The 13,062-nt window shown below is 69.4% G+C and carries 15 protein-coding genes; 7 read left to right on the top strand and 8 right to left on the bottom strand.

Features of this window, described 5'->3' with window-relative positions:
* Positions 1–253: 253 nt before the first annotated feature.
* Positions 254–1,249, top strand: coding sequence for an endonuclease domain-containing protein (locus PQV94_RS14675; protein ID WP_274286504.1), 996 nt, complete (start codon positions 254–256; stop codon positions 1,247–1,249).
* A gap of 249 nt (positions 1,250–1,498) precedes the next feature.
* On the opposite strand, the gene PQV94_RS14670 is transcribed toward PQV94_RS14675, so the two are convergent.
* The gene (locus PQV94_RS14670; RefSeq protein ID WP_274286503.1) at positions 1,499–1,729 is read right to left on the bottom strand and encodes a helix-turn-helix domain-containing protein; all 231 of its coding nucleotides are present in this window, start codon (positions 1,727–1,729) and stop codon (positions 1,499–1,501) included.
* The gene (locus PQV94_RS14665; RefSeq protein ID WP_274286502.1) at positions 1,726–2,346 is read right to left on the bottom strand and encodes a hypothetical protein; all 621 of its coding nucleotides are present in this window, start codon (positions 2,344–2,346) and stop codon (positions 1,726–1,728) included. Before PQV94_RS14665 ends, PQV94_RS14670 begins: the two co-directional genes overlap by 4 nt.
* A 198-nt stretch (positions 2,347–2,544) precedes the next feature.
* Here PQV94_RS14665 and PQV94_RS14660 point away from each other — a divergent pair, with 198 nt between their 5' ends.
* The 3 genes from PQV94_RS14660 (at position 2,545) to PQV94_RS14650 (ending at position 6,389) form a co-directional block, all read left to right on the top strand.
* A complete protein-coding gene (locus tag PQV94_RS14660; protein ID WP_243230960.1) occupies positions 2,545–5,070 on the top strand; it encodes an ATP-dependent Clp protease ATP-binding subunit in 2,526 nt (841 codons plus the stop codon).
* An 83-nt stretch (positions 5,071–5,153) separates the two neighbouring features.
* Positions 5,154–5,657 (top strand): amino-acid N-acetyltransferase, encoded by a 504-nt coding sequence (locus PQV94_RS14655; protein WP_274286501.1) that lies wholly within the window; start codon positions 5,154–5,156, stop codon positions 5,655–5,657.
* 57 nt (positions 5,658–5,714) lie between these two features.
* Positions 5,715–6,389 carry a hypothetical protein gene (locus PQV94_RS14650; RefSeq protein WP_274286500.1) on the top strand — a complete coding sequence of 225 codons (675 nt, stop codon included), beginning with the start codon at positions 5,715–5,717 and terminating at the stop codon, positions 6,387–6,389.
* Here the strand turns inward: PQV94_RS14650 and PQV94_RS14645 are convergent.
* Complete coding sequence (locus PQV94_RS14645; RefSeq protein ID WP_274286499.1) at positions 6,386–7,240, bottom strand: alpha/beta hydrolase family esterase; 855 nt, start codon at positions 7,238–7,240, stop codon at positions 6,386–6,388. The genes PQV94_RS14650 and PQV94_RS14645 overlap by 4 nt on opposite strands.
* An 86-nt stretch (positions 7,241–7,326) precedes the next feature.
* Between PQV94_RS14645 and PQV94_RS14640 the strand changes: the two genes are divergently transcribed.
* Positions 7,327–7,674 carry a MerR family transcriptional regulator gene (locus PQV94_RS14640; RefSeq protein ID WP_274286498.1) on the top strand — a complete coding sequence of 116 codons (348 nt, stop codon included), beginning with the start codon at positions 7,327–7,329 and terminating at the stop codon, positions 7,672–7,674.
* A 3-nt stretch (positions 7,675–7,677) separates the two neighbouring features.
* Here the strand turns inward: PQV94_RS14640 and PQV94_RS14635 are convergent, their stop codons facing one another.
* The gene (locus tag PQV94_RS14635; protein WP_274286497.1) at positions 7,678–7,866 is read right to left on the bottom strand and encodes a hypothetical protein; all 189 of its coding nucleotides are present in this window, start codon (positions 7,864–7,866) and stop codon (positions 7,678–7,680) included.
* Positions 7,867–7,870: 4 nt separating this feature from the next.
* Positions 7,871–8,317, bottom strand: a complete 447-nt coding sequence (locus PQV94_RS14630; protein ID WP_274286496.1) for a GNAT family N-acetyltransferase — start codon at positions 8,315–8,317, stop codon at positions 7,871–7,873.
* A 39-nt stretch (positions 8,318–8,356) separates the two neighbouring features.
* Here PQV94_RS14630 and PQV94_RS14625 point away from each other — a divergent pair, with 39 nt between their 5' ends.
* Positions 8,357–8,836: a GNAT family N-acetyltransferase gene (locus PQV94_RS14625; RefSeq protein ID WP_274286495.1), complete on the top strand. Its 480-nt coding sequence runs from the start codon at positions 8,357–8,359 to the stop codon at positions 8,834–8,836.
* Positions 8,837–8,860: 24 nt separating this feature from the next.
* Positions 8,861–9,274, top strand: coding sequence for a dehydrogenase (locus tag PQV94_RS14620; RefSeq protein WP_274286494.1), 414 nt, complete (start codon positions 8,861–8,863; stop codon positions 9,272–9,274).
* 208 nt (positions 9,275–9,482) lie between these two features.
* Here the strand turns inward: PQV94_RS14620 and radA are convergent, their stop codons facing one another.
* The 3 genes from radA to PQV94_RS14605 all read right to left on the bottom strand — a co-directional run bounded on the left by radA (position 9,483) and on the right by PQV94_RS14605 (position 13,046).
* Positions 9,483–10,832 (bottom strand): DNA repair protein RadA, encoded by a 1,350-nt coding sequence (gene radA / locus PQV94_RS14615; RefSeq protein WP_274286493.1) that lies wholly within the window; start codon positions 10,830–10,832, stop codon positions 9,483–9,485.
* Between the two features lie 46 nt (positions 10,833–10,878).
* Complete coding sequence (locus tag PQV94_RS14610) at positions 10,879–11,751, bottom strand: hypothetical protein (RefSeq protein WP_274286492.1); 873 nt, start codon at positions 11,749–11,751, stop codon at positions 10,879–10,881.
* Between the two features lie 182 nt (positions 11,752–11,933).
* The gene (locus tag PQV94_RS14605; protein ID WP_274286491.1) at positions 11,934–13,046 is read right to left on the bottom strand and encodes an acyl-CoA dehydrogenase family protein; all 1,113 of its coding nucleotides are present in this window, start codon (positions 13,044–13,046) and stop codon (positions 11,934–11,936) included.
* Positions 13,047–13,062 lie beyond the last annotated feature (16 nt).

Here is a 13,062-nt window from a genome sequence, read left to right as displayed (position 1 = left end):
GCGTCGATCCGTGACGTTTCGGGTCCCTCGAACCAGGGGTTGCTGTGTTGGAGGGACGCGTGATGTGGTGTTTCGCCCCGAACGGCAACATCTCGGGTCCCTCGAACGGATGAGGATGAGGCTCAAGGGACCCGAAACGCGGGCTCGCTCGGGCGCGGATCACATCCCGCGCCCGTCGAGAACCGTGCGGCGTCTTCTCCGCAGCTGAGTAGGGATGGCGTGTCGTCCGCCAACGGAGGGTCTGCGACCCGCGATGGCTGCGCATGCCGCTCAGGCTGAGGACATGAGACCTTCCGCATTGCCGGCGAACCTGGGCGACACCTTCTCGGTGGCGGAAGCGCGGGATGTCGGCGTCTCGCCGGCTCGGTTGAGATATCGGGATCTCGAGTCGCCATTTCGCGGGATGAGGGTCGCTGCAAGCGCGTCTGCCCACCCGGCTGGTGAGGATATCGCCGATCTCGCGGAGAACATTCGACGCACGTGCCGACAGTACTCACTGGTGATGCCGCAGGACCAGTTCTTCTCCCACATCGCCGCTGCGGTCCTGTGGGATTTGACGCTGCCGCCGGGGCTGGTCCTGCGATGCCTCGAGCGCGGCATCGATGTCGCTGTTATCGCCCCGGGCCGCACTCCGCGCGGTGCTCGAGTGACCGGGCATAACGTGAAGGCGTCTCACGTCTCGGTTCGCATGTATCGGGGTCTCCGTGTCACCTCGCCAGCGAGCACCTGGGCCTGCCTGGCTGCCGAGGTTGTCGACACCCACGAACTCGTCGCCATCGGGGACTCCGCCGTTCGCGAACCCATGTTCGGTTCCGGGAGTGGTGCACTCGCCACGCCGGAAGAGCTCGCGGCCGCCGCATCGGCCGGGCGGCGACCGGGAGTGACTCGCCTTCGTGAGGCGCTACCGCTCGTGCGGACGCGGTCGCTCTCCCGCCCTGAGTCGCTTCTGCGGTTGCTTCTCGTGAGCAGCGGGATTCCCGAACCAGAGCTCAACCACCCCCTTCGCGATCACACCGGCGAAATCATCGCGTGGGGTGATCTCGTGTACCCGCGGGAGAGAGTCGTCGTGGAGTTCGAGGGCGACCATCATCGGGTCGATCGCGAACAGTGGACCTCGGACATCCTTCGGCAGGAGCGACTCGAGCGGTGCGGGTGGCTGGTGGTGCGGGTCACCGGCGTGCAGCTGATGAACCAGGCCGCGGCGGTCGCCGGTCGTGTCCGCCGCGCATTGCGCGAACGGTCGTGGTGACAAGGCTAGGCAGGCGGGGAGTATTCGAGGGACCCTTCTCGCGGATGCGGCGCGGATACCGTCGGAAAGAGAGTCCCTCGAACACGGAGAAGCCCTGTTCGAGGGACCCGAACTGCGCGGTTTCGGCCGGGGAAGCGACAAGAAGAGTCCCTCGAACATGAAGGCACCCCGCTCGAGGGACCCGAGCTGCGCAGTTTTGGCCGGGGAAGCGACAAGAAGAGTCCCTCGAACAAGCGGGAGACGACGCGGTCAGTCTTGGCGGACCAGGAGGTCGCCGACCTCGCAGTCGAGGGCGCGGCAGATCGCCGACAGCGTCGAGTACCGGATGGCGCGGGCCCGGTCGTTCTTCAGGACCGAGAGGTTCACCACCGACACGCCCACCACGCGGGACAGCTCCGCCAGGGTCATCCCGCGCTCGGTCAGCAGCTCGTCGAGTCGGCAGTGCACACCGCTCGGGCCGTCGTCCTCCGCGGGGCTCATACCAGGCCCTCGGTGTCGCGCTGCAGGCGGTCGCCGACCGTGAACACCGTGCTCGCCATCGCCACGATGAAGGCGGCGAGGATCACCGGCGGCAGGTCGACGCTCATGACGGGGTTGTCGAAGGTGCCCTGTGAGATGTCGCGGAAGGCGTCGTTGGCGACCATGTTGCCGAAGAACGGGACTCCGAACAGCCCAGCGAGACCCGACGCGCCCGCGGCGACGACGAGCACCGTGTTGCGCCCGTTGAACACGCGCCCTCGCATGACCGACAAGGTCACCAGCAGCAGGCACACGACGACCGCGGTGACGGATGCGGCGAGCACGAGCTGCTGGATCACGAGCGCACCGGTTCCGGCGGGCGAGAGGGAACTCGGTGTGATCCACGCCCGCTCCAGCAGCACGTCGCGCATCGCCCCGTCGGGGCCGATCGGAGCCGCGACCGTCGTGTTGGAGAACAGCGCCTCCACGGGAAGCGCCTTGCCGCTGAGTGCGTCGACGATGCGTCCGATCGCGAAGAAGAGCGTGACGCCCACGACCGCGATCCCGGCGCCGACGAAGATCCACATCGCGGCGATGTCGCTGCCGCGCAGCACGCGGGCTTGAGTGGGGGTGGTCATGAGGTCCTCCCTGGCATATCGAATATCGTTGTTATCGAAAAACGATATGGCATGACGGATGCGACCGCAAGCGTCGGATGCGGTGCGCCCACGGCGAACACGGGCTTGCCGCATGCGTGCTCTGGTTAGCCTCGATGTACAGCGCGCCGGAGGGTGCGCCCGATGTTGGCGTCATCTGGCGCCGGAGGAGTAGCCGCGATGTTCGAGAGATTCACCGACCGAGCCCGTCGCGTGGTTGTGCTCGCCCAGGAAGAGGCGAAGATGCTCAACCACAACTACATCGGTACCGAGCACATCCTGCTCGGTCTCATCCATGAGGGCGAGGGCGTCGCCGCCAAGGCGCTTGAGAGTCTCGGCATCTCGCTCGACGCCGTGCGCGAGCAGGTCCAGGACATCATCGGCCAGGGTCAGCAGCAGCCGACCGGCCACATCCCCTTCACGCCGCGCGCCAAGAAGGTGCTCGAGCTGAGCCTGCGCGAGGCGCTGCAGCTGGGCCACAACTACATCGGCACCGAGCACATCCTGCTCGGCCTCATCCGCGAGGGCGAGGGCGTCGCAGCCCAGGTGCTCGTCAAGCTCGGCGCCGACCTCAACAAGGTGCGCCAGCAGGTCATCCAGCTGCTGAGCGGCTACCAGGGTAAGGAGCCCGCGGGCGTCGCCACCGGTGCCGGCGAGCAGGCCACGACCGGTGCGCAGGGCGGCTCGGCCGTGCTCGACCAGTTCGGCCGCAACCTCACCCAGGCCGCGCGCGACAACAAGCTCGACCCGGTGATCGGGCGCGAGAAGGAGATCGAGCGCGTGATGCAGATCCTCTCGCGTCGCTCCAAGAACAACCCCGTCCTCATCGGTGAGCCCGGCGTCGGCAAGACGGCCGTCGTCGAGGGGCTCGCGCAGGCGATCGTGAAGGGCGACGTTCCCGAGACGCTGAAGGACAAGCAGGTCTACTCGCTCGATCTCGGCTCGCTCATCGCCGGCTCCCGCTACCGCGGCGACTTCGAGGAGCGCCTGAAGAAGGTCACGAAGGAGATCCGCACCCGCGGCGACATCATCGTCTTCATCGACGAGATCCACACCCTGGTGGGTGCGGGTGCCGCCGAGGGCGCGATCGACGCCGCATCCATCCTGAAGCCGCTGCTCGCCCGCGGCGAGCTGCAGACGATCGGTGCGACGACCCTCGACGAGTACCGCAAGCACTTCGAGAAGGATGCGGCACTCGAGCGCCGCTTCCAGCCGATCCAGGTCGCGGAGCCGAGCCTGCCCCACGCGATCAACATCCTGAAGGGCCTGCGCGATCGGTACGAGGCGCACCACAAGGTGCAGATCACGGACGGCGCGATCGTCGCGGCCGCGAACCTCGCCGACCGCTACATCTCCGACCGCTTCCTGCCCGACAAGGCGATCGACCTGATCGACGAGGCCGGCGCCCGCCTCCGCCTGTCGATCCTCTCGAGCCCGCCGGAGCTGCGCGAGTTCGACGAGAAGATCGCCAAGGTGCGCGAGCAGAAGGAAGCCGCATCCGAGGAGCAGGACTTCGAGAAGGCCGCGTCGCTGCGCGACGAGGAGAAGTCGCTGCTGGCTGAGCGGCTGCGCCTGGAGAAGCAGTGGAAGAACGGCGACGTCGCGACCACCGCGGTCGTTGACGAGGGCCTGATCGCCGAGGTGCTGGCCCAGGCCACGGGCATCCCGGTGTTCAAGCTGACCGAGGAGGAGACCAGCCGTCTCGTCTTCATGGAGAAGGCGCTGCACCAGCGCGTCATCGGTCAGGAAGAGGCGATCGCCGCCCTCAGCCGCACGATCCGTCGCCAGCGCGCCGGCCTCAAGGACCCGAAGCGTCCGAGCGGTTCGTTCATCTTCGCCGGCCCCACGGGTGTCGGAAAGACCGAGCTCGCCAAGGCGCTCGCGGAGTTCCTGTTCGATGACGAGGGTGCACTCATCTCGCTCGACATGAGCGAGTTCGGTGAGAAGCACACCGTGTCGCGACTGTTCGGTGCCCCTCCCGGGTTCGTCGGCTTCGAGGAGGGCGGTCAGCTCACCGAGAAGGTGCGTCGCAAGCCGTTCTCGGTCGTGCTGTTCGACGAGATCGAGAAGGCGCACCCCGACATCTTCAACTCGCTGCTGCAGATCCTCGAGGAGGGTCGTCTGACCGACGGTCAGGGCCGCGTCGTCGACTTCAAGAACACGGTCATCATCATGACCACGAACCTCGGTTCGCAGGCCATCGCCGGCGGCCCGGTCGGGTTCCAGGTCGAGGGCAACGCGCAGACGACGTACGAGCGGATGAAGGGCAAGGTCGACGAGGAGCTGAAGCGTCACTTCAAGCCCGAGTTCCTCAACCGCGTCGACGACGTCATCGTCTTCCCGCAGCTGAACAAGACGGAACTGCGTCAGATCGTGGGCCTGTTCACCAAGCGTCTCGCCGAGCGTCTGCTCGACCGCGACCTCACGGTGGAGCTGTCGGATGCGGCCAAGGACCGCCTCATCGAGATCGGCTTCGACCCGACGCTCGGTGCGCGTCCGCTGCGCCGTGCGATGCAGCGCGAGGTCGAGGACCAGCTCAGCGAGAAGATCCTCCACGGCGAGCTGAACGCCGGCGACCACGTGAAGGTCGACGCCGAGGGCGGCCGGTTCACGTTCGACATCGCCCCCCGCGGCGAGAAGGTCGCACTGGGCGCGAGCGTCGCCGGCGAGATCTCGGCCACGCCGGACATCGTCGCCGGAAGCTGACACCGCCACACGCACGAAGGGCCGGATGCACGCCGCATCCGGCCCTTCGGCGTTCGCGCCGCATCCCGGCGTAGGGTTGCACCGTGAGCGAGTTCACCGTGCGGCCGGCGCGGACGGCAGATGTGCGTGCGATCCACCGGATGCTGGAGCCCTACGTGCAGCGCCGCATCCTGCTCGGCAAGGACATCGTCGTGCTCTACGAGGCGGTGCAGCAGTTTCTGGTCGCCGAGGATGCGAAGGGCGAGCTCATCGGATGCGGCGCCCTCCACGTCATGTGGGACGACCTGGGTGAGATCCGCACGCTGATCGTCGACGACGCGTGGCTGCACCGCGGCGTCGGGCGGGCACTCGTCGAGGGGCTTGAGCAACAGGCGCGCACACTCGGGCTCTCGCGGCTGTTCTGCCTCACGTTCGAGGTCGACTTCTTCACCCGGCGCGGCTTCGCGCCGATCGGGGAGCACGTCGTCGACCCGGACGTCTACTCGCAGCTGGTGCGCAGCCCCGACGAGGGCATCGCCGAGTTCCTCGACCTCGCGCACGTGAAGCCCAATACCCTCGGCAACACGAGGATGCTCAAGCAGCTCTGAGGTTCGCCCGCGGAGAGCCGCCGGGGCAGGGCGCCGGGTGCGACGTAGCCTGGATGCGTGAGCTCCCCCACCCCGCGTCGCCGCCCGTCGAAGGCCGTGTACCGCCGACGCCGCCTGGTCGCGCTGATCGGCCTGCTGGTCGTCATCGGTCTGGTGTGGTTGCTGATCGCTCAGCCGTGGAACTCCGCCGCCGCGCCCGCTCCGGCCGCATCCACCCCCGTCGCGACCCCCGACGCCTCGACGCCGGCCGCGACGGATGCCCCCGCGACCGACGCGCCCGCGGACGAGGCGACGGCCGGCGGTGAGCCGACGGATGCGGGCATCCCCACGTGCACCAAGGACGACGTGCGCGTGGAGGCGCTGACCAACCAGTCGAGCTACGCGGCGGACGAGAACCCGCAGCTGTCGATCCGGCTCACGAACACGTCCGCGGCCGACTGCACGATCAACGTCGGCACCACGAGCCAGACTTTCACCGTCACGTCGGGCGAGGACACCTGGTGGCGCTCGACCGACTGCCAGAGCGAGCCGAGCGACATGGTCGTGACCCTGGCCGCGGGTCAGACCGTGACGAGCGCGACGCCCATCACATGGGACCGCACGCGCTCGGCCGTCGACACCTGCCAGAACACGAACCGGCCCAAGGCGCCGGGCGGTGGCGCGTCGTACCACCTGGCCGTGTCGATCGGCGGCATCCCCTCCGCGCAGTCGGCGCAGTTCCTGCTGAACTAGCCGCCCAGTCCGAACGTCTCGGCCGCGAGGTCGGCGAGCGAGATGCTCGTGGCCGTGCGGCCGATCAGGCGCGGCCCAGGTTTGGGACCGGGGACGGTGTGGCCGCCCCCGTGCACCGTGACGAACGTGACCGGCGGGTGGCCCGCCTCCCGCCAGTCGGCGCGCTCGACGCGCGTGCTGTCGGGATGCGATGCCGCGTCCGCGTGCGTCGTCGGGGAAGCGGTCAGGCCGTTGCGGCGCGCGAAGTATGCGGCGGTGTCGGGCGCGGAGAGGGACGAGCCACCGACGCGGAACACGAGCTGCGCCCATCGCCGCATGTGTCCGCCGGCGTAGGGGACCACCGGATCCGCAGTGCCGTGCACGAGGAGAACCGGCACTGGATGCGGCGCGGGAAGGACCTGGGGCAGCAGGAAGCTGTCGGGTTCGGGCAGCGTCGCGGCGACGATGGCGCCACCGGCGAGCGGCGAGGCGGGCTCGTGGAGCAGGCGCATGACCATCTGGCCGCCGTTGGAGTATCCGATCGCGTACACGCGGTCCGGATCGATGCTGTGCGTCTCGCCCAGCCGCGCGATCACCGCGCGGGCGAAGGCGACATCGTCGATTCCGGCGAGCCGCGCGGGGAACCGGCTCTCGCGGCGCGCGTCGTTCCAGTTGCCGCGGTAGCCGTCGAGATAGGCCACGAGCGCACCCCTGTCGGCCAGTGCGTCGTACGCGCCGCCCGTGAACGCGCGATGGATCTCGCCCGACTGCCTGGATCCGTGGAAGACGAGAACGAGCGCCTGCCCCGGGCTCCGCTCCCCGACGACCGTGAAGGTCCGCATCCGCCCGTCGACCTCGATCTGCTCCAACATGAACTCCGCCGCTCCGGCCCGCTCTCGGGGCCGTTCGACACGATATGCTTTGACATCGTGTCAAGGTCAAGTCGAGGGGCGGGCACATGATCATCGGCGAGCTGAGCGATCGGAGCGGTGTCAGCGCGCGCTCGATCCGGCACTACGAGAAGCTGGGCCTCATCAGCCCGCAGCGCGGCGATAACGGCTACCGCCACTACTCGGATCGTGCCGTGCCGATGGTCGCCACGATCCACGCCATGTTCGAGCTCGGGTTCACCCGCGACGACGTTCGAGCCGTCCTGCCCTGCGCCACGGGAGAGAAGTCGCACGGTGACGCGGAACTACTCGCCCGGGTGGCCGAGATGCGCGAACGGGTCGCGGACCGCATCCGCACGCTCCGCGAGACCGAGCAGGCGCTGGCCGGCTTCCTCGCGGTCAACGAAGGGCGCTGAGGCTCACGGCCTCATGCCGCGCTTGCCGGCCGTGATGGCCACCACGAGCCCCCATCCGCTGAGGCCTCCGGCGATCCAGGAGACGTAGTGCAGCCACGACGGCGCGCCGTTGAGATCCCAGATCATGAAGAGGGTCGCCAGGATGAGGCCGATGACAGCGGCGACGATGCCGATGATGCGATCGCGGTTCATGCGCTCACGCTAGCGGCGAGGTCGGCTCCCGTTGCAGGAATGCGTCGATCTCGTCTTCGTGGTAGAGCACGAAACCGTGCCGCTCATACAGCCGCCGCGCGGGCGATCCCTGCAGCACGTTGAGCCGCAGCGGTGCGCCGTTTGTGTGCTCTTCGAGCACGAGCGAGAGCACCCGGGAACCGATTCCGCGACCCTGGTGGGCGGTGGCGAGGTAGAAGTGCTCGACCCAGACGCCGTCGGATGCGGGCCGCACGGCGATGCTTCCGGCATCCTCTCCGTCGACCACGATCACGCGGGTGAGAGCCGGGTCGAACGCCTTGAGGAAGCGCTGGCGCACGTAGACCGGGTCGTACCGCCCGAGCCGTTCGAGATCGGGCCGCATGACCTCCGCGCGAAGCTCCGCGATCCACGCCGCGTCGTCGGGGGTACTCGGACGCAGGCTCCAGGTCATCCGTCCATTCTCCCGCGCCCACGGGTGTGGAATGGAGGGATGAGCCGTGCCGTCGTCCGCATCGCCTCCGACGGCGACGCCGCGGCGGTGTCCGAACTCCTGCGCGCATACCACGAGCGCACCGAGGCGGAGAAGGTTGCGCACGATCTGCAGGAGTTCGGGCCGCTCGCACCCGCATACGCAGCGGAGATCGCCGACCCGGCCTTCCCCGGCTCGGACGTCCTGCTGGCCGAGGTCGACGACCGTACCATCGGGATGGTGATCCTGCGCGTCGCGGGAGCGGATGCGGAGATCAAGCGACTCTGGGTCGACCCCGCCGCGCGTGGCGCCGGAGCGGGCGGGGCGCTCATCGCCGAGGCGGTGCGACGCGCGGCGGCGGCGCGGGCCGCATCCCTGCGGCTCTCGGTGTGGGATTGGCGACACGACGCCCTCGGGCTCTACCGGAGCCGCGGGTTCGTGGAGGTCGCATCCTGGGAGACGAGGGAGCGCCTCGTGTGCCTGCGGATGCCGCTTCGCTGACGACGCGGCGGATACGCTGGGGGGATGGCCGGCAAGCAGAAGCGCGGGAAGAAGCAGCAGCCTCCGTTGGAGTTCCGCAACACCGCGCTGACCGATGCGCTGCAGACGCAGGACATGGCGGCGGTGGCGTTCGCGCTGCGCCACGGCCCCACGGTCGTCCCCCTCATGCGCACCGGCGAGAGCGACAATCCACTGGACGCCGGCGAGGTGTGGACCTACCGCGACCCCAACACCGGGCAGGTGGCGCTGCTTCTGTTCAGCGATGCCGCGCACAAGCCCGAGACGCTGCCGCCCACGGTCGGGTTGCAGGGGCCGGACTGGCTGCGGAGCTTCTTGAGCGCGCACAGCGAGGAGATCACCACGGTGTTCTTCGACATCGCGGGCCCGCATCCGCTGCAGGCCACTCCCGCCGACCTGCTCGCCGCGCTCGAGGTCTGAGTCCCGGGCGGTTTCGAGCCGGTGCCCTCTGGCTACCGCCACACTTTCGCGCAGTTGCGGCAGTGAATGACTGTGGCGGATGCGGAAAAGTGTGGCATCTGCGCACCTGCGACGCAGTTCGGCAGAGGGGAAGATGTGCCCCCACGGCGGGGGCGGGGAGCCGCGGACGAGGCGGCACCCGGGCGCGAAGCGCAGACCGGGTCGGGGGTCAGCGACCGGAGGCGGCGGGGGTGGGGATGTGCACCCGGCCGAGGGCGGACAGCAGGTCCTTCGCACCGGAGTCGATGACGGTCGTGTAGCCGAGGCGGCCGGCCTCGGTGCGGCGCTGGGAGAGCTGGGCCACGGGACGCACCTCGCCGGTGAGGCTCAGCTCGCCGATCGCGGCGACCTGGTGCCCCACGGGGCGGTCGGTCGCGGCGCTGGCGATGGCGAGGGCGATCGCGAGGTCGGTGGCGGGCTCGGTGATCTTCAACCCGCCGACGGTCGAGACATAGATGTCGCGCTCGCCGACCCGCAGCCCGGTGCGGCGCTCCAGGACGGCGAGGATCATCGCCACCCGTGACGATTCCACCCCGTTCACGACGCGACGCGGGTTGGGTCCGGATGCGGCCACCACGAGAGCCTGGATCTCGACCGGCAGTGCTCGGCGCCCCTCGAGGGCGACCGTGACGCACGTGCCGCTGACCGGGGCACCCTTGCTGAGGAAGAGGCCCGAAGGATCCGGGACCTCGCTGATGCCGTCTCCGGTCATCTCGAAGCAGCCGACCTCGTCGGTGGGGCCGAAGCGGTTCTTGAGGGCGCGGACGAACCGCAGCGACGTCTGCCGGTCGCCCTCGAAGTGGCAGACCACGTCCACGAGGTGCTCGAGCAGGCGGGGGCCTGCGATCGAGCCGTCTTTCGTCACGTGGCCGACGATGAGCACCGGCAGGGCGCGCTCCTTCGCGATGCGGATGAGGGTCGCCGCGACCTCGCGAACCTGGCTGGGGTGACCGGCGAGACCCTCGCTGAGCGAAGAGGAGACGGTCTGCACGCTGTCAACGATGAGCAGCGACGGCTCGACGTCGTCGATGTGGCCGATGAGGGTGGCGAGGTCGGTCTCGCTCGCGAGGTACAGCTCGTCGTGCAGCGCACCCGTGCGCTCGGCACGCAAGCGCACCTGGGCGGTCGACTCTTCCGCGCTCACGTAGAGCACGCGGTGCCCGTCGCGCGCCGCACGGGCCGCGACCTCGAGCAGCAGGGTCGACTTGCCGACGCCGGGCTCTCCGGAGAGCAGGATCGCCGCCCCCGGCACGATGCCGCCGCCCAGCACCCGATCGAACTCGGCCACACCGCTCGCGCGCCGCGGCGACTCCGCGGTGGTGAGCTCGGTGATCGGACGGGCCGCGCGCGCCGCGGTGGGGCTCACGGGCGTGAGCGAGCGCATCACCCCCGTCGGCTGCGCCGCCTCGACGACGGTTCCCCACTGCTGGCATTCGCCGCAGCGACCGGCCCACTTCGCCGTCGTCCACCCGCATTCGGTGCAGCGGAAGGGCGCGGGAGCGGGGCGACGGGTGGCCATGGTCTCAGGCTACGCGCCGCACCCGACATCCCCGGGCGGGGTCGGGTCAGTCGGCCGCGGAGACGGAGACGAAGTCGCCGGGTTTGGTTCCACCGGTCGGCGAGAAGAGGATGCGCTGGACGTTGCCCGCATCCGCCGGGTCGAAGAGCAGGGGGCGGCGCGACCCGGTGGTGGGGAACTGCTTCGTCGGCACGACGACGATGGACTTCACCCAGCGGCTCGTGCCCTCGGCGTCCTCGAAGCGCAGCGTGACCTCCGCCATCATCCGGGAGGAGTTCGGCTCGCGAAGCGGGGCGTCGGTGATCTCGGCCTGGACCATTGCACCGCTCTGGAGCAGCTGCGTGGCGAGCTCGTTGTTGAGTCGGCGGCGCTTCTGGGCACCCAGACGGCCGAGTAGCGTCAGCAGGGTCAGAAGCGCGAAGATGCCCGGCAGCCACCACTGCGCGGCGTACATGATCCACGCGCCCGCATCCCAGCTCTCGTTCTGCCCGAACGTCGGATCGATGGCGACGCCGACCGCGTCGGGGTTGGTCCACAGCGTGGTGGCGTACCAGGACCCGAGCGTGAGGCCCGCCAGCACGATGGGCAGAGGGCCGAGAAACGCGTAGCCGTCGGTGCGCCCCGAGTAACGGTGGTTCCAGGTGCTGTAGCCGCCGACCATGATGATCGTGGCCACGATGCCGATCGGTAGCGACCAGCCGCGCAGCCAGATCGGGATGGCGGTGTCCCACGTGCTGAAGACGCTGTTGAGGCTCATCACGCGGAACTGATCCACGAAGCCGCCGATACCGAAGCCGATGAGCGCCGTCGTCGCGAGCGACGCGACACCGAACACGAGCGTCGCGATCAGGGCTGTCGTGCTCCCCCGATACTTCTCGTTGCGGCGGGCTTCTTTCTCGCGGGGATCGATGAGGCTCATCATTCCAGCGTATCCATCGAGGGCCCACGACGAGACGGCCGGACGCCGAACATAAGGATGCGTGGCGACGGCCGCCGGGAACGCCGAGGAGGGGGGTCCTCGGCGTGCCTCGGGCGGATCATCGCCGCCACGCACCCCGACCCGGGCACTGCGTCGCAGAGCGAAGGCAGCGCCCGGGGGTCTCACCCGCTCAGCACCCAGCCTCCGACGAGCTCGGAGCTGAACGGAACGGAGTAGGCCATGAGCGCGCCGGCCTGCGCGTCACGGAAGATGCGCTGGATGGGCGAGGAGACGAGGAACCCGCCGCCGCCGCCGATGCGGACAGCGAGGGCGGCCGTGCGCTTGGCGACTTCATTGGCCAGCATCTTCGTCTCGGTCGCCGCGGGCATCGCCTCGGGGGAGCGCTGATCGGCGAGCCACGCCGTGCGCTCGGCCATGAGTGTCGCGGCGGTGAGCTCTGCCCACGCCACGCCGGTCTCTTGGCGCACCCACGTGGCGTCGGCGAGGCTTGCGCCGCCGCGCACCTTGCCGGCGGTCACCGCGATCGCATCGATGGCGGATGCGGCGATGCCGAGAGAGAGGAACGCGAAGCCGACCGTGATGAGGTTCGCGTAGTCGGGGGCGGGCGGCCCGGTCAGACGGGATCGCAGCAGAGGCGTGCCGTCGAAGACGATCGTGCGGCTGCGGGTCGCCCGCATCCCCATCGTCTCCTCGATGGGCGGGAACGAGACGGTGTCGTCGACGGTGACGCCGAAGAAGGCCGGGGCTCCGTCGATCCGGGCGTTGAGGAACAGGTGATCGGCCGCTTCGGAACCCGAGACGAACAGCTTGCGACCGGTCAGCGACCAGTTCTCGCCCACCGCATCCGCATCCTGCTGGGATGCCAGGAAGTGGTTGCCGCCGGCCGGCTCGCTCAGGGCGTTCGCGAAACGCTTGCCTGCCTTCAGCTCGGAAGCGAAGAAGGCCGCCTGCTCGTCGGAGGACAGCGTCACGAGCGCGTGCGCCGCGCCGAGGTGCATGAGCCACACGGTCGCCACGGCGGGGTGGGCCGCGGCGAGCGTCTGCACGACGGCGCCGAGCGTCGCGTACGACAGTGCCTCGCCGCCGTGCTCGCGCGGGAGGAACGCGGCATCCAGCCCCGATGCCGAAAGCGCGCGCAGGTGCTCGATCGGCAGGCGCGCCTCGGCGTCGTCGGCGGCCACGGTCGCGGAGAAGCCGTCGGCGAGTCGGCGGGCAGCGTCGACCCAGTGCTGCTCGTCGGCGGGCGGGGTGACGGGGGACGGTCGGGTGAGCATGGACGGAGCCTTTCGG

The sequence above is a fragment of the Microbacterium sp. Clip185 genome, from assembly GCF_028743715.1.
GTDB lineage: Bacteria > Actinomycetota > Actinomycetes > Actinomycetales > Microbacteriaceae > Microbacterium.
The sequence above is the reverse complement of the archived record's forward strand: the minus strand, read 5'-3'. Positions and strand labels throughout refer to the sequence as shown.

Coding starts and splice junctions, on each gene's coding strand:
- PQV94_RS14675 (WP_274286504.1), top strand. CDS start 254: ATGGCTGCGCATGCCGCTCAGGCTGAGGACATGAGACCTTCCGCATTG.
- PQV94_RS14670 (WP_274286503.1), bottom strand. CDS start 1,729: ATGAGCCCCGCGGAGGACGACGGCCCGAGCGGTGTGCACTGCCGACTC.
- PQV94_RS14665 (WP_274286502.1), bottom strand. CDS start 2,346: ATGACCACCCCCACTCAAGCCCGCGTGCTGCGCGGCAGCGACATCGCC.
- PQV94_RS14660 (WP_243230960.1), top strand. CDS start 2,545: ATGTTCGAGAGATTCACCGACCGAGCCCGTCGCGTGGTTGTGCTCGCC.
- PQV94_RS14645 (WP_274286499.1), bottom strand. CDS start 7,240: ATGTTGGAGCAGATCGAGGTCGACGGGCGGATGCGGACCTTCACGGTC.
- PQV94_RS14640 (WP_274286498.1), top strand. CDS start 7,327: ATGATCATCGGCGAGCTGAGCGATCGGAGCGGTGTCAGCGCGCGCTCG.
- PQV94_RS14635 (WP_274286497.1), bottom strand. CDS start 7,866: ATGAACCGCGATCGCATCATCGGCATCGTCGCCGCTGTCATCGGCCTC.
- PQV94_RS14630 (WP_274286496.1), bottom strand. CDS start 8,317: ATGACCTGGAGCCTGCGTCCGAGTACCCCCGACGACGCGGCGTGGATC.
- PQV94_RS14625 (WP_274286495.1), top strand. CDS start 8,357: ATGAGCCGTGCCGTCGTCCGCATCGCCTCCGACGGCGACGCCGCGGCG.
- PQV94_RS14620 (WP_274286494.1), top strand. CDS start 8,861: ATGGCCGGCAAGCAGAAGCGCGGGAAGAAGCAGCAGCCTCCGTTGGAG.
- radA (WP_274286493.1), bottom strand. CDS start 10,832: ATGGCCACCCGTCGCCCCGCTCCCGCGCCCTTCCGCTGCACCGAATGC.
- PQV94_RS14610 (WP_274286492.1), bottom strand. CDS start 11,751: ATGAGCCTCATCGATCCCCGCGAGAAAGAAGCCCGCCGCAACGAGAAG.
- PQV94_RS14605 (WP_274286491.1), bottom strand. CDS start 13,046: ATGCTCACCCGACCGTCCCCCGTCACCCCGCCCGCCGACGAGCAGCAC.